Below are 24,626 nucleotides of genomic sequence, written 5' to 3'. Positions count from 1 at the left end.
TAAATGAAATATCTGCCATTTATCCTTTTCACGGTCATGACCAATGCTGCTGCCCAGCTTATGCTCAAGCAGGGCATGATGGTGCTTGGCCCGATTTCGTTCGAGGGCGCGAATCCGCTGGTTCGCTTGCTCCAGATCGTTTTCAGCCCCTGGGTGTTCGCCGGCTTGCTGACCTTCGTCATCTCGATGGCCTCGCATCTCTATGTGCTGTCGAAGGTCGAACTCAGCTTTGCCTATCCGTTCCTCAGCCTGGCCTATGTCGCGGTTGCGGTGTTTGCCTACTTCGTCTTCCGCGAAGACCTGAACGCCTGGCGCATCGCCGGCATCGCCTTCATCTGCGTCGGCACGGTGCTGATTGCGCAGAGCGGGCGGGAGCATGGCGAACAGGTCACGGCGGCTGCCGAAACCACAAAGACAAGCGAGTTGGTGCGATGAGACACGTCATTTTCGGAGGCGACGGCTTCGTCGGTCGTCATCTTGCCCCCAAGCTTGTTGCCGATGGCGACGAGGTGATCGTCGCCGACATCGTCAAGAGCGACCTGCCGCATTACCGCAACGCGCGTTTCGTCCAGTGTGACGTGACCGATCCTGCGGCCATCGCTGCGGTCGGCATCGCGCCCGACGACATGATCTACAATCTGTCGGCCAAGATGCTGTCGCCGATCCAGGTCAGGGCCAAGCGGCACGACTTCTTCTTCCCGGTCAATTACTTCGGTACCGAGAACATCATCAAGGCTATGGACCAGGCCGGTGCGTCGAAGCTGGTGCATTTCACCACCGACATGATCTACGGCCATACGGTGACCTATCCGATGACCGAGGATCATCCGGTGTCGCCGCTCGGCGAATACGGCCTGTCCAAGTGGAAGACGGAAGAACTGTCGGCAGTGTGGCGCGAGCGCGGCATGCGCATTTCGCTGTTTCGCCCGCGCCTGATCATCGGGCCCGGTCGTCTCGGCATCCTGTCCAAGCTGTTCAAGCTCATCGACATGAATTTGCCTGTGCCGATGATCGGCTCGGGCAAGAACCCCTACCAGTTCATCTCGGTGTTCGACTGCGCCGAGGCTGCGCGTCTCGCCTGGAAGGCAGGCGTGCCGAACGAAGCCTACAATCTCGGTTCGCTCAACCCGCCGCCGGTGCGCAAGCTTCTCGGAGATCTCATCAAGTCGGCCGGGTCGAAATCCATCCTCATCCCGACGCCGGGATGGGCGGTCAAGCGTACGCTCGACCTGCTCGACCTGATGAACATGCCGATCATGGATCCCGAGCAGTATCTCATCGCCGACGAAGAGTGCGTTCTCGATGTCACCAAGGGCGAGCGCCAGCTCGGCTGGGTGCCGAAATATCGCGACGAGGACATGCTGATCGCCGCCTACAAGGAATATCGCGCCAAGATGGACGGCGTCGTCGCTCCGCAGCCCGCCCCGGCCGAATAGGGAAAGATGTCATGACGCTCAACACCACGCCGGATACAGCCCATTCCCATGCCGTGGCAGTGGCTCCGGCCATGCCGATAGCCGCGCTCGCCAAGCCGAAGCTGATGACGGTCGAGGACGCCAAGGCGCTCGACGTCGTCAAGATGACGGACCTGTTCAAGGCGCATCTGAACCCGGGCCAGTTGCATTTCATGAAGCTGCTCGGCTTCCACAAGATCAAGATCGAGCGTGCCGAAGGCATGCACTATGTCGACCAGAACGGCCGCAAGATCCTCGACTTCTTCGGCGGTTTCGGCTCGCTTGCGCTCGGTCACAACCATCCGCGCGTCATCGAGGCGCGCAAGCGCTTCCAGGACGAGAAGCGCCACGAGATCGGCATCGCCTTCATGTCGCAATATGCCTCGGCGCTGGCCTACAATCTGGCGCAGATTTCGCCGGGCGATCTCGACATGGTGTTTTTCGGCTCATCCGGTTCGGAGGCGATGGAGGCAGCGGTCAAGCTGGCCGAGCGCGCGGCCGGGCCGGCACGTCCGAAGATCGTCTATGCCGAGAATTCCTTCCACGGAAAGACCAAGGGCGTGCTGACGATCACGGACGGCGCACTCTATCGCGGCGAATTCAAGCTGACCGACAACACCGCGCGCGTGCCGTTCGGCGATATCGATGCGGTCGAGCGCCTGTTCCGCTCGGATCCGGCAATCGGCGCGATCGTGCTGGAGACCATCCAGGGCGGCGGCGGCATCAACCAGGCTCCATCAGAATATTGGCAGAAGCTTCGCGCGCTGTGCGACAAGTACAGCGTGATCTGGGTCGCCGACGAGGTGCAGTGCGGCGTCGGTCGTTCGGGGCGCTTCTATGCCTTCGAGCATTATGGTGTCGTGCCCGACATCACTGCGGTCGCCAAGTCGCTCGGCGGCGGCAAGGCGGCGATGGCGGCGATGATCGCCCGCCGGGACGTCTACATGAAGGCCTATGGCACGCCCAAGACGGCGATGATCCATGCCATGGCGACCTTCGGCGGAATCGGCGAAGGCTGCATCACGGCCATCGAAACCCTGAATGTGCTCTATGACGAGCATCTGATCGAGAATTCGGCGAGCACCGGCGACTACCTGCTGGCGCGCCTGCAGGAGCTTCAGGCGAAGTATCCCAAGATCATCAAGGACGTACGCGGCAAGGGCCTGATGGTCGGGCTCGAGTTCCACGACTTCTCGCAGACGCTGCCGATGGTTCTGCGTCCTGTCGTGAGCATGCTCGATGACAAGCTCAAGGGCTCGCTGTCGGGCTTTGTCGGTGCGCTTTTGCTGCGCGATTACGACGTGCTGGTGGCCTTCACCGAATACAATCGCAATGTCGTGCGCCTGCTGCCGCCACTGGTGTGCAGCCCCGCCGACGTCGACGTGCTGATTGCCGCGCTCGACGACCTGCTCGGCCGCGGCATCGTTTCGATCGTCAAGGATTTCGTGAAGAGCCAGGTCAAGTGACCCGAGCCAGATGACGACAGCCGAAAGCCGGGGCTCACACCCCGGCTTTCTTGTTTTCGGGGCCTTACTTGTCGAGAGCGCCGAGGAATTTGGGATTGACGAAGGCGTCGTAGCAATCGTCGAGCCGGATGCGGCGATGCTGGGTCAGCGCATCCTTGTAATGATCGTAAAGCATGGCGTTGGCCGTGGTCGGCGGGCAGGTCGGCAAGAGCACGAGGTCTGTCTCGGACACAGCCTTGGTTTCATCCAGCGTCAGATCAGGTACGGCGCGCATCGGGTCGGCGCCGATGGCGATCTGCAAGGGTGCCGAGCGGTTCATCAGCCATGGGAAGGGATTGACGAAGTTCAGCGACATCAGCGTTTCGAAATGGACGCCCTTGTCGCTTTCGAGCTCGCGGATCGCATCGATGGCGTCGTCGACCGAGATCAGATAGCCGATCTGGAAGTCGTAGTCGGAATAGAGCATCGGCGTCGCGAGTTCGTCGGCCGCCGTCAGGTCTTCGTAGAGCGAGCGGTGTGCCGGATAGAAGCGCTGCATGTGGTCGACGCGAACCGCGACCTCGCTGCGCATGTTGACAGCACCAAGCGGGCCGAGATTGCGCTGCTTCAATCGCTCGTTCTTGACCGCGCCGATGTAGGCCCGCGCGGCTCTTTCCGTGACGCCGAGCACGGCTGGCACAATGGTGGCCGCAGCCAGCACGACGATGCCAAGGCGGAGCGGCGAGCCTGCGCCTGGCCGGATGCGTGCCGCCAGTGCCGCGAGCACGGCAGGCCAGAGGAAGATGAAGGCCTGGCTGCCGGTATTCTGGGTCTCGAACAGGATGCCTGCAAACAGCACCGCCAGCAGCCAGAAGCCATGATGATCGAGCAGGTCCGATAGCGCGCTGATGGTCGAGGTCTCGCGCTGGGCCGCGAACTGGGCGGCGATTTCGCGACGATCCGACCACAGCAGCAGCAATGCCAGCGATGTGGTGGCAAGGACCGCGCCGAAGTTGATGGAGGCTGCCTGCAGGAAGCGGGGCAGCAGCGTACCGGCGTTCTTGTCCACCAGGCGCAGGATGTCGGCCAGATAGGTGCCAACGATGCCATTGTAGAGTTGCAGGGCGCCGATGACTGCAAGGAACGCCAAGGCCGAAGCAACCGCATGCCTGAACTGCACCCGTCCAGCCAGAAAGGCGTAGAGGGCAATGACGCCGCCGGCGGCAAAGCCGGTGATCTTGAGGAAGAACAGGGCCGTCATCGACAAGGTTATGAGGATGACGAGCAGCTGCCTGTTGCACACGAACACGAGTGCCGCGACCAGCACATACAGAACCTGGCAGACCTGCCTGTTGTAGATGCCGAAGGCGTCGGATCCCGGGAAGGGGTAAAACTCGCGCGTGTTGAACGGCAGCAGCGCAAAGACCAGGAATGGTACGAGCAGGGCAAAGCCCAGGCCGCGCGAGCGCTTGCCGACATCCCACAGCACCAGCGCCATCAAAGGTGCTGTGGCGGCAAGCAGCGACCAGTGCGCGATCAGCGTCGGCTGGGCGTTCGGAAAGAGCCACAGCCAACCGGCAAAGAGGTAGTAGCCAAGCGGCCCGACCGGCGTGAAGAAGTCGTTGGCAGGCACCTGGCCGTCGAAGATGCGGTTGGCCGCGTCGTAATAGATGAAGACATCCCAGTACATCGGGCCGATGGGGGCGGCCAGCGGCAGCGCCAGCAACACGCAGACAGCAACAAGCGCCAGCCCTAGCAGGAACAGCGGGCTTTTGATGGCCGCGGCGAAGCCGCCCTGCCTGGATGCCTCGGATGCGGAAAATGTCATGTTCATCTGCTGCCTGTGCCGCAGGAAGGCCAATTGCCTAGCAAATAGCAGGCAATTGGCGAGGAAAGCGTTAAGTGGCCGCTGTCCTAGATGGCCTCGGCGAGGGTGAAGGCGAGGGCGGCCGACATGCCGACGGCCAGGGGCAACCAGTTCTTCGAACGCTCGATGCCGTCGATGGTGAAGAAATTGAGCGGAAAGAGGTGGTGGTGCGCCGTGGTCTGGACCGACTGCCGCGGTGCCTCCATGAAGCACTCCTCGTCGAACCAGGCCCAATCGTCGGCCCAGGTCCAGCACTTGTGCTTGCGGTAGACGTTGGCGACCTGCTCGGCATAGGCCTTGTTGGTGGGCAACCTGATGTAGGGGCCGGGGGCCGCAGCGAAATGGCGCATCGCCAGCGGCAAGGCGCGCTCCGTGCAATAGTTCGACATCCACAGCTTGAAGCCGATCTTGTCGCGCAAAAGGCTCAACGCCCGGAACACCTGGATATGCTCTTCGTGACCATACTCGCCCCAGGGATTGTGGGTGAAGACGTTCATATCGGGCCTGAGGCGCGGTTCCAGGCGCTCGCACAGCAGCCTGAAGTTGGCCTCGTAGGCGGCCGCGACGCTGGCGGTGGCGACGCGCTGGAGCTTGACGGCCGGGAGCGCGCCGACCGACTTGCGCGCCAGCCGCGTCATCTCGCGGCGATTGGCTTCGAGGCTGAAGCCGATGCCGTAGTCGGTCAGGACGGGGGCGGCCCAGTTGGCGCAGCCATAGGCGCCCGACTCGTCGATGTCGAGGCAGGTGACGTTGGCGTGCGGGAACTCGGCGATTGCAGCACTGCGGGCGGTGCCGAGCCCGGGCTGGGCCCAGAACTCGCGGTAGACGATGACGACCTCGTCTACATCCTTGAGGATCGAGTTGAACCACAGCAACTCGTCGTCGGGATGCGCGCCGACAATCATCGAATTCTCAAGAAAATCCTGCTGCATAAGTCCCCCCAATACCCTGCTATTCTGAAGTATCCGGAGCGTCGCTGCGGTCGCGCCAGGCGCGGATGCGTTCGCGCAGGGCAAAACCCGACGCCGCCAGCCTGCCGCGCCAGGTGGCGTTCGCGGTCACCGTCCACATTTCGGTCGGGCGCGTGCCAAACTGCCTTTTGAACGGTTCATCGCCGATGGTGAAATCGTAGATTTTCCCGCCCCTTGCGATCCAGTCCTCGATCATCTGGTCATAGAGGATCAAACCAGGCGAATTCCGTCCCTGGCCGGCATAGTCGCAGCCGATGAGCAGGTAGTTGAAACGCCCCGCATGGGCGATGCCGAAGGCATAGCCGAAGCCGCCGTCGTCGGTCGCGATCTCATAGAGGCTGGCGTAGCGGTCGGCCAGCCCAGCGGCCGCGACCTCGGTGTAGAAGGCTTCGACTTCCGCCGTCTGGATCATGTCGCCGGCGAAGCGTCCGCTACGCAGGCGGGCAAGCTGGGTCATGGCGTTGCGGACGGCGTCCGGCTCGTCGAGGCGCCTCACCTTGGCGCCGGGCTGTTTCAGGAAGCGCCTCTTCTTGCGGTCGAGCATGCGGCGAAAGCTGTCGTCGAGCGCATTCTCCCGCCAGACGGTGAAACTCGGACCCAGTTCTGCGGCGTGCGCGGAAAAGCCGAGTGGCTGCGCCTGCCCGCCAAGCAGGGACGTCCATTGTCCGACATGTTCCTGGCGGATCGGACGTATCCGCATCAGGTCGAAGGCGGGAAGTGCGGCTGCGATCGCCGGCTTCAGCGAAACGTAGGCCATCAATGCAGACGTCGCCACCGGTGCAGCGTAGTCGCTGACGCCAAGGTCGCAGCTTTCGAGCAGGACGACGCCCGAGTGACGCCTGCGGATCAGAGGCAGGACAAGGAGCAGCGCACCGGTCGCAGCCGAGCGTGCCGTGACCACGATCTTCTCGGCGCCGCGATACGGACAAAGCCTGCCGTAGAAGGCGTCCAGCCAGGTCGGGTGCTGGAACGCCGTCGTGCCGGACGACGCAAACAGGTTTGCATATTCGGCCGCGCCGAAGTCGAAACTGGGCTCCTGGCCGACGACAATTTCGCGCAGCCTGTCCTTTATCGGCCCAACATTGTGGGCTTCAGCCACGTTCTGCAATTCACACCCCGCCCCTTTGTGCGCGTTTGTTAGCAAATGCACTACAAACGTGCAGTTAACGGCGCGGACACGTTTTTCAGGAAGTTGCGCGTCGGCAATTTATTCGAGGTCGCGCGGCCTTGTGGCAATGTCGCAAACAGGCTGCACTCGCCCTGATGCGCACTATAGTGTGCGCGCAATATCATCTCGGAGTCGTGGGAAATGGCAGAGTTTCCGAACAAGGCGAAGGTCGTCATCATCGGGCTTGGCGGTATCGTGGGCGCTTCCATCGCTCATCATCTGATCGAGCGTGGCTGGGACGACATCGTCGGCATCGACAAGTCGGGCGTGCCCACCGATATCGGCTCGACGGCGCATGCGTCGGACTTCTGCTACACGACCAGCCACGATTATCTCAGCGTCTGGACGACCCAGTATTCCATCGATTTCTACGAGAAGATGGGTCACTACGCCCGCATCGGCGGCCTCGAGGTCGCGCGCACCGGCGACGATACCTGGATGGAGGAGATCAAGCGCAAGCTTTCTTCCGCCAAGGCGTTCGGTACGCGTGCGCATTATGTCTCGCCCTCCGAGATCAAGGAAATGTTCCCGCTGATCGAGGAAGATCAGGTCATGGGCGGTATGTTCGATCCCGACGCCGGCCTCGTCATCCCGCGCTCGCAGACGGTTGCGGGCAAGCTTGTCGATGCCGCCGAAAAGTCCGGCAAGCTCAAGGTCTTCGGCAACACGCCGGCGACGTCGCTCATCGTCGAGAAGGGGCGCATCAAGGGCGTCGTCACCCATCGCGGCACCATCATGGCGGACCATGTCATCGTCTGCGCCGGCATCTGGGGCCGCCTGATCGCCGAAATGGTCGGCGAGGACCTGCCGGTCATGCCTGTCGACCATCCGCTCACCTTCTTCGGCCCGTACAACGAGTTCGAAGGCACCGGCAAGGAGATCGGCTTCCCGCTGCTGCGCGACCAGGGCAATTCCGCCTATATGCGCGACACCGGCGACCCCAAGACGACGGAGGGTGGCCAGATCGAGTGGGGCTACTACGAGACCACCAATCCGCGCCTCTGCCACCCGCGCGACATCCTCGAAAAGCACGAGGCGCGCCTGTCGCCGTCGCAACGCGACCTCGACATGGAACAGATCATGGAGCCGCTCGAGCGCGCCATGGAGCTGACGCCGATCCTCGGCGAGATCGGCTACAACGAAAGCCACTCCTTCAACGGCCTGCTTCAGGTTTCTGCCGCCGGCGGTCCCTCCTGCGGCGAGAGCCAGAAGGTGCGCGGTCTCTGGTACTGCGTCGCCATCTGGGTCAAGGACGGCCCCGGCTACGGCAAGCTGATCGCCGACTGGATGACCGACGGCCGCACCGAGATCGACCACAACTCGATCGACTATGCGCGCTTCTACCCACATCAGCTGGAAGAGAAGTTCATCGAAGGCCGCACCTTCGAGGCGGCCCAGAAGATCTACTTCCCGGCCGTGCACACTCGCGAACCCTATGCCACCGGCCGCAACGTCAAGCGTTCGCCGTTCCATGAGCGCGAAAAGGAACTTGGCGGCTATTTCATGGAGCTCGGCGGCTGGGAGCGTGCGCATGGCTACAAGGCCAATGAGCACCTGCTGGAAAAGTACGGCAACCGCGTGCCGGTTCGTGAAAACGAGTGGGACTCCAGGCATTTCTGGCGCGTTTCCAACGCCGAGCATCTGGCGATGAGCGAGGATTGCGGCATCGTCAATCTCAGCCATTTCCACATGGTCGACATCGAAGGCCCTGACCATGTCGAGCTCTTGGAATGGCTCTGCGCCGCCAAGATCGGCGGCGACGGCAATGTCGGCAAGGGCGTATACACCCACTTCCTCGATGACGAGGGCATGGTGCGCGCCGACTTCACCGTCTTCCGCATGGCCGATCGCTGTCGCCTGGTGAATGGTGCCGACGCCGGCCCGCGCGACTTCCACTACATGAAGCGCGTTGCCGAGGATCGTGGCCTTGACGTCACCATTACCGACACCTCGGAAAAGTTCATCACCATCGGCATCTGGGGCCCGAATGCCCGCGAGACGCTGAAGAAGGTGGTTGCCGATCCTGCCGGTCTCGACCAGGAAAACTTCGCCTTCGCCGCGATCAAGCAGATCGAGATCGCCGGCAAGCCGGTCACTGCCTTCCGCATCTCCTATGTCGGCGAGCAGGGCTGGGAACTTCACATGAAGTACGAGGACGGCCTGGCCGTCTGGGACGCATTGCGCTCGACTGGCGTCATGGCCTTCGGCGTCGAGACCTACGCCAATTCGCGGCGCATGGAAAAGAGCCTGCGTTTGCAGAACGCCGACCTTCTCACCCAGTACAACCTGATCGAAGCCGACCTTGCCCGTCCAAAGGTCAAGGACGCCGATTTCCGCGGCAAGGCCAAGCACCTGGAGTATAAGACCAGGCCCCACCAGCCCGCCATGCTGTGCACGCTGGTCATGACCGAAAACACCGACAAATCAGGCATCAAGCGCTATCCTGTCGGCACGTTGCCGGTCATGGACCCGGAGACGGGTGCCGTGCTCATCGACGAACTCGGCCGTCGCTCCTACACGACCTCGATCGCTTTCGGCCCGACCATCGGCAAGAACATCGCGCTGGCCTACCTGCCGCACGCCTACGCCCAGGAGGGCCGCAAGCTCAATGTCGAGTATTTCGGCGAGACCTATCCGGTCGAGGTCGCAGGCGTCGGCTACAAGCCGCTCTACGACCCGGAGAACCTCAAGCCGCGCAGCTAATGGCGTGGCCAAGTAGAACGATCGAACTTCGCAAAAATGTGAATGAAGAGCCCGGCTTTTTTGCCGGGCTTTTCTTTTGGCACGGGCGATTCTCGCTTACGCTCCGGTAATGTCTGCTGCGGCCAAAGCTCTTCTTGCAGGCGGCGCCACCTTGGCGCTGATGCTTGGGCTGGTGCCTCAATCCCGCGTGGCAGATCAGGCCCGCGCGGCAGACCAGGTCGATGTCGAGCTCGTGCTTGCCGTCGACGTTTCGCTTTCCATGTCGCCCGACGAACTCGAGATCCAGCGCCATGGCTATGCTGCCGCGCTGACGCACAAGCATGTGCTGGACGCCATTGCCGAGGGCGCCTACGGCAAGATTGCGGTGACCTATGTCGAATGGGCGGGCACCACCTCGCAGGTGGTTGTCGTGCCGTGGACGATCATCGCCAATCGCGCCGATGCCGAACGGGTGGTGCAGCAACTCACTGCGAACCCGCCGAACAGCGCCCGTCGCACGTCTATTTCGGCGGCGCTCGAATTCGGCGGCGACCTGTTTGCCGAGAGCGGCTATCGCGGCATGAAGCGGGTGATCGACATCTCCGGCGACGGCCCCAACAACCAGGGCGCACCCGTCGAGTTGATCCGCGACGGCCTGGTGGCGCAGGGCATCGTCATCAACGGGCTGCCGCTGATGACCAACAGCAGCTTCGGCAGCGCCTACGATGTTGCCGAACTCGACCGCTATTATGCCGACTGCGTCATCGGCGGGCCGGGTGCGTTCATGATCCCGGTCAACGACTGGTCGCAATTCCCGGAGGCGATCCGTCGCAAGCTGGTGATGGAGCTGGCCGGACCTGCGTCGTCGTTGAGAGCCGCGGAAGAGGCTGCCCATCCACCTGTCGTGCTTGCCCAGGCAAAGCCCAAATTCGACTGCCTGGTGGGCGAGAAGCTGTGGCGAGACCGCTCGTGGATGTGGCAGGATCGCTGATCGATCCTGCCACTGGTAACGTCACTCAGGCAGCGATCAGCTGCTTGCGGTCGACACGTTCCTGCTGCGGCGAGCGGGCATAAAGCTCGCGATAGCACTTGGAGAAGTGCGACGCCGAGACGAAACCGCAGGCGACTGCCACCTCGACCACCGGCATCGACGACTGGATCAGCAGGTGCCGGGCGCGGTCGAGCCTGATCTCGAGATAATAGCGGGCAGGGGAGCGGCCCATCTCGGTGCGGAACAGGCGCTCGATCTGGCGCCGGGACAGGCCGACATGGTCGGCGATCTCGATCAGCGACAGCGGCTCGGAAAGGTTGGCCTCCATCAATTCGATGATGGTCAAAACCTTGGAGTTCTGCACGCCGAGACGTGCCCTGAGCGGCAGGCGCTGGCGGTCGGTGGGACTGCGGACCCGGTCGGTCAGCACCTGCTCGCAGATGCGGTTGACGAGGTTGTCGTCGAAATCGTCGCCGATGAGCTTGAGCATCATGTCGAGGGCGGCGGTGCCGCCGGCGCAGGTGTAGACGTTCTGGTCGACCTCGAAGAGATCGGCATAGACATTGGCCTTGGGGAAGGCTTCCGAGAAGCCCGGCAGGTTTTCCCAATGGATGGCGCAACGCTTGTTGGAGAGCAGGCCGGCATTGGCCAGCACATAGGCGCCGGTGCAGAGGCCGCCGACGGCGACGCCGCGATTGTATTCCTCCCGCAGCCAGGCAAAGACCGACTTGTTGGAATAGGTTTCGACGTTGATGCCGGTGCAGACGATGACCATGGACGGGCGCTCAGGCCCTGCCATCTTCTTGCGCTCGTCCTCGAGCGAGGTGTTGACGGCGCATTCGACGCCGTTGGAAGCAGGCACGGCCTTGCCGTCGAGGCTGGCCAGCCGCCACTTGTAGGCCTCGTAGCCGAGCATGCGATTGGCGATGCGCAGCGGGTCTAGGGCTGTCGCAAAGGCGACCATGGTAAAATCGGGAACAAGGAAGAACACAAGCGATCTTTTGATCGGATGTCTGATGGCGTTCAAGGAACCCTCACGCTAGCCAGGAAGCTACACGACCATGTCGCGAATAGCATAGCGTCAACAGCAAATTCCCTTGCTGTCAATGGGGTTGAAGCTGTCGCTAAAATTTTGTCTGCGACATGGCTGCCGTCAGGGCAGTCGGTGGGCGTGTCGCCACGGTGCCCGAAGTTGCGAGGGCACTGCGGTCGCGCCTTCACGTAGCGGAAGGCGCGGCCACCTCAGATCATGTCCTGTGCGCGTCGCCGGACGGCTACGCCCAGCGCGAACCGGCTCAGCCGACGAGCATGCCAAGCCGGTTGGCGGCGATGGCTGCGGTCTGGCCAGGCATGGTCCTGGCGAGGCGCTGGCGCTCCATGGCGGTCGACAGCGAGGCGTCGCGGCGGATGCGGAACAGGCGGGCGAAAAGCTTCATGACACGTCTCCATGCACCAGGGTTACACGGGTGCCTTCGCGCGCTGGAGTGGGGCATCTCGGTTTGGTGAGGCGGATATAGTGATTGTATCGCGCGCGGTATGGCGGGAAAGCGAAGCGGTGCGCCGTAAATGCGACACCGCTTGCGACATCTTCAAGGAACCTGATCTTTCGTTGGCCGGCAGATCAGGCGTACCTTGTTCAGATGGCTTCGCCGGCGTGGCCAACGCGGTAGCCGGTCTTCGATTCATAGGTTTCCGGCCAGCCGATGTCCTTCTGGAGTTCGAAGGGCAAGGAGCGAATCTGGCGTTCGGTGTGGTAGCGGGTGCGGGCCGCATTGAACTCGGTGGCGATGCGGCCGATCGTCGAAAGAATAGACATTGCGGTTTCCTTTCCTGCCGAGCCGGTTCAAGGCCGGCCTGAGGTGCTCGCCCGGTGGGCACCGCGTGGTTTCTGCCGTTTGCGCGGATCGCGCATTCTTTGCCGGGCATTGTCGTTGCGGACCGTTGGGTGGGCCAATGGCCGTCGCTTCGATGGTGTTGACTATCGCTGACGGATCATGTTCAATCAAACGAAATGAAATGATGTCTTCGATCAGAAATATTGAAGGACCATCTAATGAACGCGCCACTCAACCATCCGCTGCCGCTGCTCGATCTCGACGTGCTGCGCACCTTCGTGGCGATTGCCGAAACTGGCAGCTTCACCACCGCCGCGAACGCGGTGTACCGGACCCCGTCGGCCGTCTCTATGCAGATCAAGAAGCTCGAGGACATTCTCGGCCGCTCGGTCTTCCTGCGCGACGCGCGCTCGGTGGCGCTGACCACTGACGGTGAGATGCTGCTCGGTTATGCCCGGCGCATGCTGGCCATCAATCGCGAGGCAGTGTCGAAATTCATCATTCCCGACATCGTCGGCGTCGTCCGCCTGGGCTCGCCTGACGATTTCGGCGAGCGCGTGCTGCCGCATGTGCTGAAGCGCTTTGCCGAGACCCACCCGTCGATCGCTGTCGACGTGATCATCGACCAGAGCGTCAACCTGCGCCGCCGCATGGACGACCGGGCGCTCGACATCACGCTTCTCACCAATTCCTGCAAGGCGGTTGCAGCAGGCGCGGAAGTGCTGCTGACCGAGCCGATCGTCTGGGCCGGCGCCAAGGGTGGTTGTGCCCATATGCGCGAGCCGCTGCCGGTGTCGATCTGGGAAGAGGGCTGCGCCTGGCGGGCAGGGGCGCTCGAGGCGCTGGGGCGTGAGGGCCGCAACTATCGCGTTGCCTATATGAGCGCGCATACGGCCGGCCAGCGCGCGGCCATCCTCGCCGACCTTGCGGTCGCACCGCTGCCAAAGTCGTTCCTCGGGCACGAGATGGTGGAACTCGGATCCAAGGACGGCATGCCGGAGATCGGCAACTACAGCCTGGCGATGATCGTGGCGCCGGAGGCGAGCGCACCGGTCAAGGCTGCAGCCGAGCATATCCGTGCTGCATTCGAGACGTTCAATCTCACCGGCAAATTCTGAGGCCGCAAGCTTCTCGGCTCGGCACCTTGCCGGGCAAGGTGCGATATTTTCGCGCCGTCCTTCGTACCGCTCGCCGCCGCCGCAAGGTGCCCTATACCTATAGTTGAGAGGGCAGCGATGGTCGGTGGCGAGATGATCAGGCATTGCGTGTTCGTCAAATTCCAGCCGGCGGTGCCGCAGGCCGAACGGGATTCGATCTATGCGGCGTTGCGCGGCCTGCAGGTGAAGATCGACGGTCTCGAGAGCGCTGCGTTTGGTGCCAACGTCAATGCCGAACGCCTGGCCTGGGGGTTCGACGAAGGCTTCATTCTCGATTTTCGCGATGCCAAGGCCCAGGACGCCTACACCAGGCACCCCGAGCATCCGCCGATCATCGAGCGGTTGCTGGCCGCTGTCGATGGCGGGCTCGATGGCGTGTTCTGCTTCGACATGAAGATCGAGTGAGGCAGTTCAGCGGCGCATGGCCCCCGTCATCCAGTGAAACACCTTGGCCATCACCGATGGCGGTGGGTTCCAATCGAGGTCGCGTTGGATTTCCGGTGGCAGCGCATTCATGATGCGCACCGTGCGGCGTGCGCTTCGCGCCCGCCTGTAGCGAGCGCCAAGGCGGTTGAAGTCGTCGAAAAGAGGCATCGTGCCTTCCAGTTTGATGGCGCCGACGCTTTAGCGGGGGGATCAGCGTGACTGAGGTGAAGTCTTGAGCAGGCTGAGCAGTCGCCGGTCGGCCAGGGCAGACCGGCCGGCGCTGCTTCGACGGAAGTCAAGCATGCGGACCTTTGCGGCGAAGGTCATGCGCAGCGCAGTTTCCGCCGGTCGAAGGAAATGACGTTGTTCATCGAGGCGAGCGGACCCACGGGCCAGCCCAGCTCGATCTGGATGTCGAGCGGCAGCTTGTTCATCAACAGCGCCACGCGCCCGTATTTGTGCAGCTGTCCGGCCGTGCCCGTTCCGTGTGGATTGGGACCGTCGATCCAGCCGAGTTCGACCTGCAACTCATGCGGCAGGCCGTCCATCATCCTTTCGACATGGCTGTCGCGGCCGACGTTGCGAAGCACGGCTCCGAACTGATGGAACTCACCGATGATCGACATGAACGCCTCCTGGGAATGATGGGCCGGCAACGCTACGCGAGACTGGATACGCTGCCGGCCGATGCAATCTTACATTCGGTTTTGTTTCAGTTTGATATCGTCAAGGCGCGTTTCTGTTTCAAAATGGGTGTTTCTCTGAAACACGCGCCCGTTGGCCAAGGCTCTGTCAGTGCCCTGGGAAGATGCTCGAACGGAGCTTTCTCGACCTGATATCCTGTTCGACAGGCCAGCCGATGTCCTTCTGAATCTCTGGCGGGAGGCTGTTGAGATCGCGGACCGACCTGGCATCGCGTCGCGCCTTCCGGATGGCCGCACCATAGCGGCCGATCGAACTCATGATCGACATGGTGTCTTCCTTTCATCCTCATGCCGATGTGAAGACAGGCTCCGCATCAGGCGGTTCGACGCGTGGAAGCTATTTCGATCTTGTTTCGTATCGATTTCGTTCGGACGGCAACCGCAAGTCGAAAGGTTACCTTGCGGAAACACGCCCGAAACGCGTCATCCTAGCACAAAATGGCTGCCCAGGTGAGGCAGGGTGCCTCACCTGGCGATGCAAGGATGGGGTGGCATGTCAGTCTCGTGTGCGGCGGGCGGCGCGCTCCTCGCGCGAGCGGCGGCGCGGAGTGGCCGCGTCCGCATCGCCTTCGACGATCGCCTTGCGTGGCGGCAGCTTGACCTGCTCGGACAGCTTGGGGAACGGATCGACCTTGTTGGGCAGCGCCATGGCGTTGATGAAGAGCTGCTGAAAGTGCGGTTCCAGCGCGGTCTCGATCTTTTCGATGCGGCCGACTTCCTGCTCGATCTCGCGGCGATGGTTGCGGTTGAGCAGGGCCATCAGCGCGCCGGTGCCGGCGGCGTTGCCGACGGCCTTGACCTCCGACAGGTCGCAGTCGGGGATCAGGCCGAGCACCATGGCGTATTTCGGGTCGATGAAGGAGCCGAAGGCGCCGGCGAAGCGAATGGTGTCCACCGTCTCGACGCCCTGCTTCTCCATCAGGAGCTTCACGCCGGCATAAAGTGCTGCCTTGGCGAGCTGGATGGCGCGCACGTCGTTCTGGGTGACGGTGATGCGCGGCTCACCTTGGCGGCCTTCGCGCAGCAGGTAGGAGAAGGTGCGGCCGTTGGCGATGATGCGCGGGCTCTTGGCGGCGAGCGCGCCGTCGATGACGCCGTCTTCCGAAATGATCCCGGTGAGATACATTTCGGCCACGACCTCGATGATCGCCGAACCGCAGATACCTGTGACGCCGGTCTTCCAGGAGGCTTCGTCGAAACCTTCCTCGTCCGACCACTGCTCGGTGCCGATCACGTGGTAGCGCGGCTCCAGCGTTTCCGGGTCGATGCGGACGCGTTCGATGGCGCCGGGGGCAGCACGTTGGCCGGAGGAAATCTCCGCACCCTCGAAGGCAGGACCGGTCGGCGACGAGGCAGCAACGACGCGCTTGTTGTTGCCCAGTACGATCTCGGCATTGGTGCCGACATCGACGAGCAGCATCATCTTGTCCTGGCGATACGGGCCTTCCGACAAGGTGGCGCCGGCGGCGTCGGCGCCGACATGGCCGGCGATGCAGGGCAGCGTGTAGAGGCGCGCGCCCTGAGATACCTCGATGCCGATCTCATGCGCCCAGAACTGCAGGGCACCCGACACGGCGAGTGCGAAGGGCGCCTGGCCGAGTTCCGTCGGGTCGATGCCGAGGAACAAATGATGCATGATCGGGTTGGCGACGAAGACGCAGTCGAAAATGTCGTGACGATCGACATTGCCTTCCTCGCAGACCTTGCCGATCAGCGAGTTGACCGCCTCGCGAACGGCCTTGGTCATGGCCTCGCGTCCGTCCGGGTTCATCATCACGTAGGAGACACGGCTCATCAGGTCTTCGCCGAAGCGGATCTGCGGGTTCGACGTGCCCGAGGACGCAGCGATGCGCCCAGACAGCAGCGACACCAGATGCATGGCGATGGTGGTCGAGCCGATGTCGCAGGCGATGCCGTAGGCCTCGTTCTTGAGGCCGGGGTAGAGGCCGATGATGAAGGGCCGCGACGAATCCATGTCGCGGTGGACGACGGCGGTGACGCCCCATTTGCCGGGGCTGACTTCCGGCTGATCGGGCAGCTTGGTGCGCAGGATCTTCTGGACCTGGGGGATGAGATGGGGGGCAACCAGCAGGTCTTTCCAGCCCCAGTCCTTTTCCAGCGCGACCTTCAGCCGGTCGAGATCGCCGAGCGGCTTGTGCATGTCCGGCTCTTCCAGCTCGACATAGCAGAGCTGGACAGCGGCGTTGCGCTCGATGACGCGGTCGGTGGCAGCTTTGCGCACCACCTGGGCATTGATGACGGTGTCCTGGGGCACGTCGATGACGAGGTCGCCCATGATCATGGCCGAGCATGACAGACGGCGTCCTTCGGGCAGGCCGCGGACGCGTTCGTAGCGCTCCTCCTTGGGACCCTTGGGCGAGATATGGTCGTTGGACGAGACGATCTTATGCTTGGCGAAATTGCCTTCCTGCACCTCGATCTGGCAGCGCCCGCAGGTCGCACGTCCGCCGCAGACGCTCTCGACATAGACGCCAAGCTGGCGCGCCGCGTCGAGAACCGGCGTTCCCACCGGGAACCGTCCGCGCTTGCCCGAGGGCATGAAGAGAACCAGCGGATCGGTGATGTTGGCGGGCGAATTCATGGCAATGCTCCAGTCTGCACCGGCCATGCGATCGGGCTGTCCACGATCCGCAATCCGGCACCTTCTCCCCGGAACCGGGGAGAAGGAAAATTCCGAGACGCCGCGTCCTGTGGCTCCCCTGCAGCGGGAGCGCGACCAGGATTATGCGCGGCGTTCCTGTTCACGATAGGCTGGTTATCCCCTTGCCATGCGAGCTTCGCGGCCACCGCGGCGGCGACCGCCGGCGGCAGCGCCGTCAGCCGGCGAGGTGACGGCAACGGGGGCCGGCGCTGTGTGTTCGCCCGGCTTGTAGTCCTTGTAGGTCTTGATCCAGTTGGTGCAGTGCTCGTCGGTGCCGTTGAGCACGTTGGCACCGCGCACCGCTTCCATTTCCTGGGGGCGAACCGGGTTCATGATCGCCGAGGTCATGCCAGCGCCGATGACCATCGGGATGAAGGCGGCGTTGATGCCGTGGCGGTGCGGCAGGCCGAAGGAGATGTTGGACAGGCCGCAGGTGGTATTGACCTTGAGCTCCTCACGCAGGCGGCGCAGCAGGGCAAAAACCTGGCGACCGGCGTCGCCAAGCGCGCCGATCGGCATGACCAGCGGGTCGACGACGACGTCATGGGCGGGAATGCCGAAATCGGCGCAACGCTCGACGATCTTCTTGGCGACGGCGAAACGGACGTCAGGGTCCATCGAAATGCCGGTCTCGTCGTTGGAGATGGCAACCACGGGCACGTTGTACTTCTTGACCAGCGGCAGGATGGCCTCGAGCTTTTCTTCCTCGCCGGTGACGGAGTTGACCAACGGACGGCCCTTGGCGACCTTGAGCGCGGCTTCGATGGCGGCAGACACCGAGCTGTCGATCGCCAGTGGCAGGTCGACGAGATTCTGGACGATCTCCAGCGTCTGCACCAGCAGCGCCGGTTCAGTGGCGTTCGGGTCGACCGCCGTCACGCCGGCATTGATGTCGAGCATCGTTGCGCCGCAGGCGGCCTGTTCGAGCGCGTCCTTGATGACCGTCTCGAAATTGCCGGCGACCATTTCCGCGGCCAGCTTCTTGCGGCCGGTCGGGTTGATGCGTTCGCCGATGACGCAGAAGGGCTGGTCGAAACCGATGACGATTTCGCGGGTCGCCGAAGCAACGATAGTGCGGGTCATAAATCCTCCGTGGGATATAAAGATTTCTTTATATCGTTATCTGGTCTCGTTCAAGCGCCGGTCAGGCACCCTTGTTCAGTGTGCAGTCTTGACCATGTCGACCTGGGATTCGGTGACATCGTCATGCAGTATGTGTTCGAGCCTGTCGGCGACGAGCCGGTCGTCGGCGCGGGGCTCGCGGACCCATGGGCGGCGGCCCTTGAGCACGCCTGATTCATCGACGATCTCGGCGACATATTCCTCCTGGCGATAGGCCATCACATGGATGCCCGATACGCCCGAGATTTCCTTCACCTCGTTGATGATGTCGATGCAGATCTGCTTGCCTTCTTTCTTCTGGTCCTGAGCGCCTTCGAGCCGCGTGATGATGGAATCGGGAATGTGGATTCCCGGTACGTTGGAGCGGATCCACTTGGCCGTCTTGGCGGAAGCCAGGGGGCCGACGCCGCAGAGGATGAAGACCTTTTCGGTGTGGCCGAGGTCGCGTGCCCGCTCCATGAAGGTGCGGAACATCGGCACGTCGAAGCAATATTGTGTCTGCACGAACTGTGCGCCGGCGGCGATCTTCTTGCCCAAATGGATCGGGCGGAAATCGAAAGGCGGAGCGAAGGGATTGACGGCAGCGCCCAGGAAGACCTGTGGCGGCGTGGTGAGCTTGCGGCCGGAGAGGAACTTGCCGTTGTCGCGCATGATGCGAACGGTTTCGAGCAGCGACATCGAATCGAGGTCGAATACGGGCTTGGCGCCCGGCTGGTCGCCGGCCTGCACGCCGTCGCCGGTGAGGCACAGGATGTTGGCCACGCCCATGGCGGCGGCACCCAGCACGTCGCCCTGGATGGCGATGCGGTTCTTGTCGCGGCAGGCGATCTGCATGATCGGTGCGTAGCCCATGCGGGTCAGAAGAGCACAGATGCCGACCGACGACATGTGGCAGTTTGCACCAGAGGCATCGACAGCGTTGATGCCATCGACCCAGCCGTCGAAAATCCTGGCGCGGTTGTAGACGTCCTCGGGGTCGGCGCTGTCGGGCGGGTTGAGCTCGGTCGTCACCGCGAACTCGCCGCGGCGGAGCACGCGCTCCAGGCGTCCGCGCGAGGAATGGCCGGGCAGGGCGTCCAGCGGCAGGTCGATGCCATCGGGATGCTCGTCGATCTGGCGTGGGCGCGGCGGGGTCATGCGACTTCCTTGCTTGCGGTTTCGCGTGCGGCCGCTGCCTGCGCCGTCACTCTGAGCCAGGCCGAGGTTTCGCGCAGCGATTGGTCGACCGGCTTCTGGACGTTGAGGATGGCGTCGCCCTTGGCCATGTTGCGCGAGCCTTCCCAGGCCTTGACCCAGACGCAGGGCATGTCGGGCTCGACCTCGCAATTGCCGTTGGCGCGCACGCCGCCGCAAGGGCCGTTGCGCAGCTGCTTGGGGCAGTTCATCGGACACGACATGCCAGTCGAGGACAGCACGCACTGACCGCACATGCGGCAGTCGAACATGAAGCCTTTGACGTGCTTTTCGACGAACTTGACCGGCGCTTCGACGCGGCCGTAGCCGATCTTCTTCCACAGCGGGTGAAGCGTCAGGAATGCATCGGCGAAACGGCTGTAGAACCACTCCAGCATGCGCGAATGGCGGATCGACCATAGGCGCACTGCAAATGTGCGCTGTACGCGGCGCTGCGGCGACACGTCGGCCGGCTTGTAGTCGCTCTTGGGCGCGGCTTTCTTGACCAGCGTCGCCTGGGTGGCGCCGGAATGAGGTGTCGCGCTCGATGTCGGCTGGGTATCAACCATCTTCCTTGCCGCCTGCCTTGACGAGAGCGACCAGCCGCTCCCTGGTGAATTTTGCGTCGATGTCGGCCATTGCCCTGTCTGCCTCGGCTTCGAGGTCGTCGCCGACGGGAATCGGATCCGCCTTGCGCCATTCGGCCAGATAGGCGTCGGTGTCGCCGGCGCCTGTCCGCATCGCGCACATGTCGATTGCTTCGGTGAAGCGCAGCGGCAGTTCGCGCTTGGCGTTCTGCCGACCCTTCTTGACGATCACCTGTGCAGGGATGTCGCGCCAGTAGACGATGATCAGATCGGCCATTTCGGTCTCGCTTTCAGTGTGTCGAGCATTGCCGCAACCGGTGGGGTGCCGCTTGTTATGGGACGACGCGCGCGCCTTCAAAAGCGACGCGGCGAGGTGTCGCAAAGAGATATGCAGGGGACGTTGCTGCGGCGCTACCAGACACCGCGACGAATGCCGGTCCAAAGGTACTGCCAGATGGTCGGATGGTACCATTGCCGGGACGGCAATCCGGTCTCGACCGGGTTCAATCTGCCTGACAGCGCATCGTCGATGGCGCTGGCGCAAATGGCGCGCGAGAACGCCGCCTGGCGCAGGGGATAGGTTGAGATCGTGTCGCCTTTTTCAGGCTTTCCCCGAGCGTGATAGAGCACGCCGCCCGTGTCGACGCCCGCGTCGACAAGGTGGACGGTCGAGCCGAAATTTCCAGCGTCGCCCGAAGCAAGCGCCCAATAGCCGCCGTTCATGCCGCGATATTTGGGATTGATGCCGGCGTGGTAGTTGAGAACCGGGCAGGGGATGGCGGCCAGGGTCGTCTCCGACAGCAACCGGCATCCGGCGAGAAACACCACTGAGGGCTTCAGCCTGTCGACGATTTCAAGAACTTCCGGGCTGTTGGCCGAGGCGACGTCGATGATTTCCTGGCCGGGCCGCGGCTCTGGTTGTAGGCCCTCCGCCTCGACGATGTGCCGGATGCTGCCCCCAAACAGGCTCTTACCCAGGCGGACCAGCACCATGGTGCCCAATTGGCCAGCGACGTTCATCCAGCCGAGTTTCCTGGCCCGGCGCATGAGCAGGTCGCGTTTGGAGTAGGGTGTTTCCTGGATGACGGTGATGGGGCCGAAACGGTCGACGAGGCTGTTGGCGATCGCCCAAATATGTGGGCCGCCTTCGGTGACGAAGACGATCGGTCCGCGGCTCATTCAGGCTACCCCAGCCAGGCGAGAAATGCGTGGGTGGCAAAGCCGGCACCGCCGACGACCGCACCGACCACCACCAGCGAAGCGACGCCCACGACGCTGCCGACGGCAAAAAGGATGCCGTCGCGCTCTGAAAGTGCGAGCCCCAGAAGGGCGGTGGCAAAGGCCGGCAGCCAGTTGCCCAACGGTATGGGCAGCGTGATCGAGACCGACAGGATAAGGGCGATGATGCCGATGACGCGGTCGCCACGCCTGCGCCAGAACGGCCAGTAGCGCGGGCGCACCACCTCTTCGAGGCGGATCAGACGCGGAATGACCCAGTCGGTAACGTTGCGAAACTGTTCGGCCGACAGCGAGCGTTTGGTGATGAAGGCAGGCAGCCAGGCTTGATTGCTGCCGAAGGCCATCTGGGCGGCGACGATGAGCAAGGGCAGTCCGAGGATGGCCGAAGCGCCCGGCGGCAGGGGGAGAAGATTGAAAGCGGCAAACAGGACAAGAAGCGGCGCGAAGCTGCGTTTGCCGAGCGTATCCCTGATGTCGCCGATGGAGATGTCGCCTTTTGCGTTGTGGGCGAGTTCGGCGAAGATCGAGGACAGTCGGCGGCCACGACGGCGCCTTGGGGCGGTTTCGCCTCCTTGACCTTGCTCCCCGTTCAAGCCCTGCTCCATAAGTCCTTTTGCCTGTCTGCGACGTTGTTTGCCGGCACGTCGTCCCCGGTCGCAGTGTGCGACGGCGAGGTTAATCCTTGATGACGCCGGAAGGTTGCCTTGAACGCTGCAATGTGATGTCGGCTTGCGCCGATTGCAACGTCAGCGGCGGAATTCGAGAATATCCAGCTTGGATTCGTAATACGGGGCAGGGAGCTCCAGGCGCCATTCAGCCGGGCCGGTGCGGAAGGCGTAGCCGACCTGGTCGGTTTTCTGTCCGCGGCCATAGGCCTTGGGCTTTTCCCCCGACACATAACCCGAACCGAGATAGATCAGCCGCGTATCACTGTCGGTGTAGAAGCGCCCCCTGGTACGCTGCGAGCCCGAAATCTTCTCGAGCATCCAGCCCGATCCGTCGTCGGTGACCTTGCACTTGAACCAGTCGTAGACGACGAGCGGACCGATGCCCCCGGCCTTGATGGTGCGGCACTGCCAGTTTCCGGTCATGTCGAAATCGGAGAACGGCTGAGGTTTTTTGGCAACGATTGTGGCGAGAACATCCACCTCACGCTTGAGGCCACCCTTGGCCTCGTCGAGCGCCTCTTTGCGGGTGGCGTCGTATTTCTCGAGCTTGGCCTTGTCTGCCGGCGTAATCAGCTTCTGGACCACGCCGTCGGCGTGGGCAACGCCTGACGATACCAGCAGGAGTGCTGCAAGCGTCAATTTGCGAACGAGCATCGGACCTCTCCCGAACGTGCCTGTTCCTGTTGCGGAATCAGGCGTTCAGCGATTTGCCGCTGCAGACGTCGCGTTGGCAAGTGCCTGGGTGAGGTCGCCATAACCGGTGGCGCGACGCTCATAGACAAGGCCGAGCATTCTGGCGGCATCTTCCGCCACCTTGTCGAGGGCGGGGTCGTCGGTCTGGGCGAGGTAGATCAGCTTTTCATAATTGCCGAAATAATCGGTCACCAGCTCCGGGTGGCGGTCGAGACCGAGTGGCTTGATGAAGAAAGCCTGGAACTGGCGGCACAGGAAATCGGTCATGTAGAACGACATCATGTCGTCCTCGGCGACCTTGGCGTAGGCTTCGGCTCCCTGATAGAACGCAAAGCAGTGCGGCCCTTCGATGCGCTCGACGCCGTGCTTTTCGCAGACGCGGTCGAGCAGGCCGCCGGTGCCGCAATCGGCGTAGCCGACATAGATGTTCCGGTAGCCCTCCTGCCTGGCCTCGGCGATCGCCTTGTCCATGGCGGGCGCGATGCGGTCGGGATGGAAATGGAAGTCGGCCGGCAGGCAGGTGAGTTCGAGATGGTCGAGGCCGAGCCGCTGTTTGACCGCCAAAATCTCGCGCGCGATCATGCCGCAGCCTATGACCAGCACCTTGTCGGCGGATATCTGATGTTGTGTTCGCGGCGCGCTCATGCGACCAGTTTCGCAGGGTTTAGGGTCTCGGGGGCGAGTCTACAGAACGAGGGAGACATCGTCCATGAAGCTGTCACATCTGGCGCCGATCGCCGTCATCGCCTGCGCATTGGCGCTTTCATCCTGCGCCAACACCATCCGCGGCGTCGGCAAGGACGTCAAGGGCACCGCACACGCCATCCAGGACACGGTCCGCTAGGACGGCCCCCTGGGGCATAAACGAAAAGGCCGCGCTGCGAGGCGCGGCCTTTTCTGTTTTGGATTACGCCGAGGCGCGGACGTTGTGCCGGCGCTTCATGAAATCCTTGGCGGTTTCCACCGCAACGGCGGCGTCGCGGCAGTAGGCGTCGGCACCGACGGCCTTGCCGAATTCCTCGTTGAGCGGCGCGCCGCCGACCAGCACGACATAGTCGTTGCGGATGCCCTTTTCCTTCATCGTGTCGATGACGACCTTCATATAGGGCATGGTGGTGGTCAGCAGCGCCGACATGCCGATGATGTCGGGCTGATGCTCCTCGATGGCGTTGAGATAGTTCTCGACCGGGTTGTTGATGCCGAGGTCGATGACGTCGAAGCCGGCACCTTCCATCATCATGCCGACGAGGTTCTTGCCGATGTCGTGGATGTCGCCCTTGACGGTGCCGATCACCATCTTGCCCTGCTTCGGCGCGCCGGTGGCGGCGAGAAGCGGACGCAGGATGTGCATGCCGGCCTTCATGGCGTTAGCCGAGAGCAGCACTTCCGGCACGAACAGGATGCCGTCGCGGAAATCTTCGCCGACGATGCGCATGCCTTCGACGAGGGCCTCGGTCAGCACCTTGTAGGGCACCCAGCCGCGTTCGAGAAGGATGTTGGTGCCTTCCTCGATCTCTTCCTTGAGCCCGTCATACAGGTCGTCGTGCATCTGCTGCACGAGTTCGTCGTCGGAAAGCTCGGACAGGATGATTTCGTCGTCGGACATCTTGGAAGGCTCCCTGGTGCAGGCCGTATCGCGGCGTGCGGATACTTCGCTATTCCTAGCCTGCAAGCATTCCAAATCCATAGCTGATTTGCGACTTCCTGCAAGACGAAAGCGACTGACAATCTATCGTTTTTCTTGTCGAATTTGCGACAGCTCTTGGCGCTGACAAGCCGTTT

At 62.7% G+C, this 24,626-nt stretch carries 26 protein-coding genes; 8 read left to right on the top strand and 18 right to left on the bottom strand.

The window, feature by feature from the left end; all coding sequences use genetic code 11:
- Nucleotides 1-3: 3 nt before the first annotated feature.
- The 3 genes from B015_RS0114345 to B015_RS0114335 all read left to right on the top strand — a co-directional run bounded on the left by B015_RS0114345 (nt 4) and on the right by B015_RS0114335 (nt 2,920).
- Nucleotides 4-435, top strand: a complete 432-nt coding sequence (locus B015_RS0114345; RefSeq protein ID WP_018428403.1) for an EamA family transporter — start codon at nt 4-6, stop codon at nt 433-435.
- Nucleotides 432-1,436, top strand: a complete 1,005-nt coding sequence (locus B015_RS0114340) for an NAD(P)-dependent oxidoreductase (RefSeq protein ID WP_018428402.1) — start codon at nt 432-434, stop codon at nt 1,434-1,436. The genes B015_RS0114345 and B015_RS0114340 overlap by 4 nt, the downstream gene beginning before the upstream one ends.
- 71 nt (nt 1,437-1,507) lie before the next feature.
- Nucleotides 1,508-2,920 carry an aspartate aminotransferase family protein gene (locus B015_RS0114335; RefSeq protein ID WP_245262325.1) on the top strand — a complete coding sequence of 471 codons (1,413 nt, stop codon included), beginning with the start codon at nt 1,508-1,510 and terminating at the stop codon, nt 2,918-2,920.
- Nucleotides 2,921-2,984: 64 nt separating this feature from the next.
- Here the strand turns inward: B015_RS0114335 and B015_RS0114330 are convergent, their stop codons facing one another.
- From B015_RS0114330 to B015_RS0114320, 3 genes are all read right to left on the bottom strand, one after another.
- Nucleotides 2,985-4,727 carry a hypothetical protein gene (locus B015_RS0114330; RefSeq protein ID WP_026227281.1) on the bottom strand — a complete coding sequence of 581 codons (1,743 nt, stop codon included), beginning with the start codon at nt 4,725-4,727 and terminating at the stop codon, nt 2,985-2,987.
- Nucleotides 4,728-4,813: 86 nt separating this feature from the next.
- The gene (locus B015_RS0114325; RefSeq protein ID WP_018428399.1) at nt 4,814-5,698 is read right to left on the bottom strand and encodes a hypothetical protein; all 885 of its coding nucleotides are present in this window, start codon (nt 5,696-5,698) and stop codon (nt 4,814-4,816) included.
- A gap of 19 nt (nt 5,699-5,717) precedes the next feature.
- On the bottom strand, nt 5,718-6,836 hold the full coding sequence (locus B015_RS0114320) for a GNAT family N-acetyltransferase (protein ID WP_157632741.1): 1,119 nt from the start codon (nt 6,834-6,836) through the stop codon (nt 5,718-5,720).
- A 210-nt stretch (nt 6,837-7,046) separates the two neighbouring features.
- On the opposite strand from B015_RS0114320, the gene B015_RS0114315 reads away from it, so the two are divergent.
- Together B015_RS0114315 and B015_RS0114310 are read left to right on the top strand one after the other, a co-directional pair.
- A complete protein-coding gene (locus B015_RS0114315) occupies nt 7,047-9,608 on the top strand; it encodes an FAD-dependent oxidoreductase (RefSeq protein ID WP_018428397.1) in 2,562 nt (853 codons plus the stop codon).
- Between the two features lie 160 nt (nt 9,609-9,768).
- A complete protein-coding gene (locus tag B015_RS0114310) occupies nt 9,769-10,578 on the top strand; it encodes a DUF1194 domain-containing protein (protein ID WP_245262323.1) in 810 nt (269 codons plus the stop codon).
- Nucleotides 10,579-10,603: 25 nt separating this feature from the next.
- Here the strand turns inward: B015_RS0114310 and B015_RS0114305 are convergent, their stop codons facing one another.
- The 3 genes from B015_RS0114305 to B015_RS0114295 form a co-directional block, all read right to left on the bottom strand.
- Nucleotides 10,604-11,605, bottom strand: coding sequence for a GlxA family transcriptional regulator (locus B015_RS0114305; RefSeq protein ID WP_018428395.1), 1,002 nt, complete (start codon nt 11,603-11,605; stop codon nt 10,604-10,606).
- 268 nt (nt 11,606-11,873) lie between these two features.
- On the bottom strand, nt 11,874-12,014 hold the full coding sequence (locus tag B015_RS33580) for a hypothetical protein (protein WP_018428394.1): 141 nt from the start codon (nt 12,012-12,014) through the stop codon (nt 11,874-11,876).
- Nucleotides 12,015-12,214: 200 nt separating this feature from the next.
- Nucleotides 12,215-12,394 (bottom strand): hypothetical protein, encoded by a 180-nt coding sequence (locus B015_RS0114295; protein WP_018428393.1) that lies wholly within the window; start codon nt 12,392-12,394, stop codon nt 12,215-12,217.
- Nucleotides 12,395-12,631: 237 nt separating this feature from the next.
- Between B015_RS0114295 and B015_RS0114290 the strand changes: the two genes are divergently transcribed.
- Together B015_RS0114290 and B015_RS0114285 are read left to right on the top strand one after the other, a co-directional pair.
- The gene (locus B015_RS0114290) at nt 12,632-13,531 is read left to right on the top strand and encodes a LysR substrate-binding domain-containing protein (RefSeq protein ID WP_018428392.1); all 900 of its coding nucleotides are present in this window, start codon (nt 12,632-12,634) and stop codon (nt 13,529-13,531) included.
- Between the two features lie 117 nt (nt 13,532-13,648).
- Nucleotides 13,649-13,975: a Dabb family protein gene (locus tag B015_RS0114285; protein ID WP_018428391.1), complete on the top strand. Its 327-nt coding sequence runs from the start codon at nt 13,649-13,651 to the stop codon at nt 13,973-13,975.
- A gap of 6 nt (nt 13,976-13,981) precedes the next feature.
- Here the strand turns inward: B015_RS0114285 and B015_RS30890 are convergent, their stop codons facing one another.
- From B015_RS30890 to B015_RS0114220, 11 genes are all read right to left on the bottom strand, one after another.
- Nucleotides 13,982-14,164 (bottom strand): hypothetical protein, encoded by a 183-nt coding sequence (locus B015_RS30890; protein WP_018428390.1) that lies wholly within the window; start codon nt 14,162-14,164, stop codon nt 13,982-13,984.
- 155 nt (nt 14,165-14,319) lie between these two features.
- Nucleotides 14,320-14,622 (bottom strand): hypothetical protein, encoded by a 303-nt coding sequence (locus tag B015_RS0114270; RefSeq protein ID WP_157632740.1) that lies wholly within the window; start codon nt 14,620-14,622, stop codon nt 14,320-14,322.
- A 574-nt stretch (nt 14,623-15,196) separates the two neighbouring features.
- On the bottom strand, nt 15,197-17,302 hold the full coding sequence (locus B015_RS0114260) for an ASKHA domain-containing protein (protein WP_026227279.1): 2,106 nt from the start codon (nt 17,300-17,302) through the stop codon (nt 15,197-15,199).
- A gap of 174 nt (nt 17,303-17,476) precedes the next feature.
- On the bottom strand, nt 17,477-18,445 hold the full coding sequence (locus B015_RS0114255) for a methyltetrahydrofolate cobalamin methyltransferase (RefSeq protein ID WP_018428386.1): 969 nt from the start codon (nt 18,443-18,445) through the stop codon (nt 17,477-17,479).
- Between the two features lie 75 nt (nt 18,446-18,520).
- A complete protein-coding gene (locus tag B015_RS0114250) occupies nt 18,521-19,621 on the bottom strand; it encodes a methylenetetrahydrofolate reductase (RefSeq protein ID WP_018428385.1) in 1,101 nt (366 codons plus the stop codon).
- Nucleotides 19,618-20,226, bottom strand: coding sequence for a methylenetetrahydrofolate reductase C-terminal domain-containing protein (locus B015_RS0114245; protein ID WP_018428384.1), 609 nt, complete (start codon nt 20,224-20,226; stop codon nt 19,618-19,620). Before B015_RS0114245 ends, B015_RS0114250 begins: the two co-directional genes overlap by 4 nt.
- Nucleotides 20,219-20,521 (bottom strand): virulence factor, encoded by a 303-nt coding sequence (locus tag B015_RS0114240; protein ID WP_018428383.1) that lies wholly within the window; start codon nt 20,519-20,521, stop codon nt 20,219-20,221. The genes B015_RS0114245 and B015_RS0114240 overlap by 8 nt, the downstream gene beginning before the upstream one ends.
- Nucleotides 20,522-20,655: 134 nt before the next feature.
- Nucleotides 20,656-21,423 carry a formyl transferase gene (locus B015_RS0114235; protein ID WP_018428382.1) on the bottom strand — a complete coding sequence of 256 codons (768 nt, stop codon included), beginning with the start codon at nt 21,421-21,423 and terminating at the stop codon, nt 20,656-20,658.
- Between the two features lie 5 nt (nt 21,424-21,428).
- A complete protein-coding gene (locus tag B015_RS0114230) occupies nt 21,429-22,076 on the bottom strand; it encodes an exopolysaccharide biosynthesis protein (protein ID WP_040456767.1) in 648 nt (215 codons plus the stop codon).
- A 153-nt stretch (nt 22,077-22,229) separates the two neighbouring features.
- Nucleotides 22,230-22,805 (bottom strand): DUF4893 domain-containing protein, encoded by a 576-nt coding sequence (locus B015_RS0114225; RefSeq protein WP_018428380.1) that lies wholly within the window; start codon nt 22,803-22,805, stop codon nt 22,230-22,232.
- 45 nt (nt 22,806-22,850) lie between these two features.
- Complete coding sequence (locus B015_RS0114220) at nt 22,851-23,489, bottom strand: DUF1638 domain-containing protein (RefSeq protein ID WP_026227278.1); 639 nt, start codon at nt 23,487-23,489, stop codon at nt 22,851-22,853.
- Between the two features lie 64 nt (nt 23,490-23,553).
- Between B015_RS0114220 and B015_RS0114215 the strand changes: the two genes are divergently transcribed.
- The gene (locus B015_RS0114215; RefSeq protein ID WP_018428378.1) at nt 23,554-23,688 is read left to right on the top strand and encodes an entericidin A/B family lipoprotein; all 135 of its coding nucleotides are present in this window, start codon (nt 23,554-23,556) and stop codon (nt 23,686-23,688) included.
- Nucleotides 23,689-23,751: 63 nt separating this feature from the next.
- Here the strand turns inward: B015_RS0114215 and B015_RS0114210 are convergent, their stop codons facing one another.
- Nucleotides 23,752-24,450, bottom strand: coding sequence for a cobalamin-binding protein (locus B015_RS0114210; RefSeq protein WP_018428377.1), 699 nt, complete (start codon nt 24,448-24,450; stop codon nt 23,752-23,754).
- Between the last annotated feature and the right edge of the window lie 176 nt (nt 24,451-24,626).

Source organism: Hoeflea sp. 108 (assembly GCF_000372965.1).
In the GTDB taxonomy this organism is placed as follows: Bacteria; Pseudomonadota; Alphaproteobacteria; order Rhizobiales; family Rhizobiaceae; genus Aminobacter.
This window is presented reverse-complemented; position numbering and strand designations above follow the sequence as displayed.

Excerpts from the sequence above, each read along its gene's own strand:
- B015_RS0114345 (WP_018428403.1), top strand. The coding sequence starts at position 4 with ATGAAATATCTGCCATTTATCCTTTTCACGGTCATGACCAATGCTGCT.
- B015_RS0114340 (WP_018428402.1), top strand. The coding sequence starts at position 432 with ATGAGACACGTCATTTTCGGAGGCGACGGCTTCGTCGGTCGTCATCTT.
- B015_RS0114335 (WP_245262325.1), top strand. The coding sequence starts at position 1,508 with ATGCCGATAGCCGCGCTCGCCAAGCCGAAGCTGATGACGGTCGAGGAC.
- B015_RS0114330 (WP_026227281.1), bottom strand. The coding sequence starts at position 4,727 with ATGACATTTTCCGCATCCGAGGCATCCAGGCAGGGCGGCTTCGCCGCG.
- B015_RS0114325 (WP_018428399.1), bottom strand. The coding sequence starts at position 5,698 with ATGCAGCAGGATTTTCTTGAGAATTCGATGATTGTCGGCGCGCATCCC.
- B015_RS0114315 (WP_018428397.1), top strand. The coding sequence starts at position 7,047 with ATGGCAGAGTTTCCGAACAAGGCGAAGGTCGTCATCATCGGGCTTGGC.
- B015_RS0114310 (WP_245262323.1), top strand. The coding sequence starts at position 9,769 with ATGCTTGGGCTGGTGCCTCAATCCCGCGTGGCAGATCAGGCCCGCGCG.
- B015_RS33580 (WP_018428394.1), bottom strand. The coding sequence starts at position 12,014 with ATGAAGCTTTTCGCCCGCCTGTTCCGCATCCGCCGCGACGCCTCGCTG.
- B015_RS0114295 (WP_018428393.1), bottom strand. The coding sequence starts at position 12,394 with ATGTCTATTCTTTCGACGATCGGCCGCATCGCCACCGAGTTCAATGCG.
- B015_RS0114290 (WP_018428392.1), top strand. The coding sequence starts at position 12,632 with ATGAACGCGCCACTCAACCATCCGCTGCCGCTGCTCGATCTCGACGTG.
- B015_RS0114285 (WP_018428391.1), top strand. The coding sequence starts at position 13,649 with ATGGTCGGTGGCGAGATGATCAGGCATTGCGTGTTCGTCAAATTCCAG.
- B015_RS30890 (WP_018428390.1), bottom strand. The coding sequence starts at position 14,164 with ATGCCTCTTTTCGACGACTTCAACCGCCTTGGCGCTCGCTACAGGCGG.
- B015_RS0114270 (WP_157632740.1), bottom strand. The coding sequence starts at position 14,622 with ATGTCGATCATCGGTGAGTTCCATCAGTTCGGAGCCGTGCTTCGCAAC.
- B015_RS0114260 (WP_026227279.1), bottom strand. The coding sequence starts at position 17,302 with ATGAATTCGCCCGCCAACATCACCGATCCGCTGGTTCTCTTCATGCCC.
- B015_RS0114255 (WP_018428386.1), bottom strand. The coding sequence starts at position 18,445 with ATGACCCGCACTATCGTTGCTTCGGCGACCCGCGAAATCGTCATCGGT.
- B015_RS0114250 (WP_018428385.1), bottom strand. The coding sequence starts at position 19,621 with ATGACCCCGCCGCGCCCACGCCAGATCGACGAGCATCCCGATGGCATC.
- B015_RS0114245 (WP_018428384.1), bottom strand. The coding sequence starts at position 20,226 with ATGGTTGATACCCAGCCGACATCGAGCGCGACACCTCATTCCGGCGCC.
- B015_RS0114240 (WP_018428383.1), bottom strand. The coding sequence starts at position 20,521 with ATGGCCGATCTGATCATCGTCTACTGGCGCGACATCCCTGCACAGGTG.
- B015_RS0114235 (WP_018428382.1), bottom strand. The coding sequence starts at position 21,423 with ATGAGCCGCGGACCGATCGTCTTCGTCACCGAAGGCGGCCCACATATT.
- B015_RS0114225 (WP_018428380.1), bottom strand. The coding sequence starts at position 22,805 with ATGCTCGTTCGCAAATTGACGCTTGCAGCACTCCTGCTGGTATCGTCA.
- B015_RS0114220 (WP_026227278.1), bottom strand. The coding sequence starts at position 23,489 with ATGAGCGCGCCGCGAACACAACATCAGATATCCGCCGACAAGGTGCTG.
- B015_RS0114215 (WP_018428378.1), top strand. The coding sequence starts at position 23,554 with ATGAAGCTGTCACATCTGGCGCCGATCGCCGTCATCGCCTGCGCATTG.
- B015_RS0114210 (WP_018428377.1), bottom strand. The coding sequence starts at position 24,450 with ATGTCCGACGACGAAATCATCCTGTCCGAGCTTTCCGACGACGAACTC.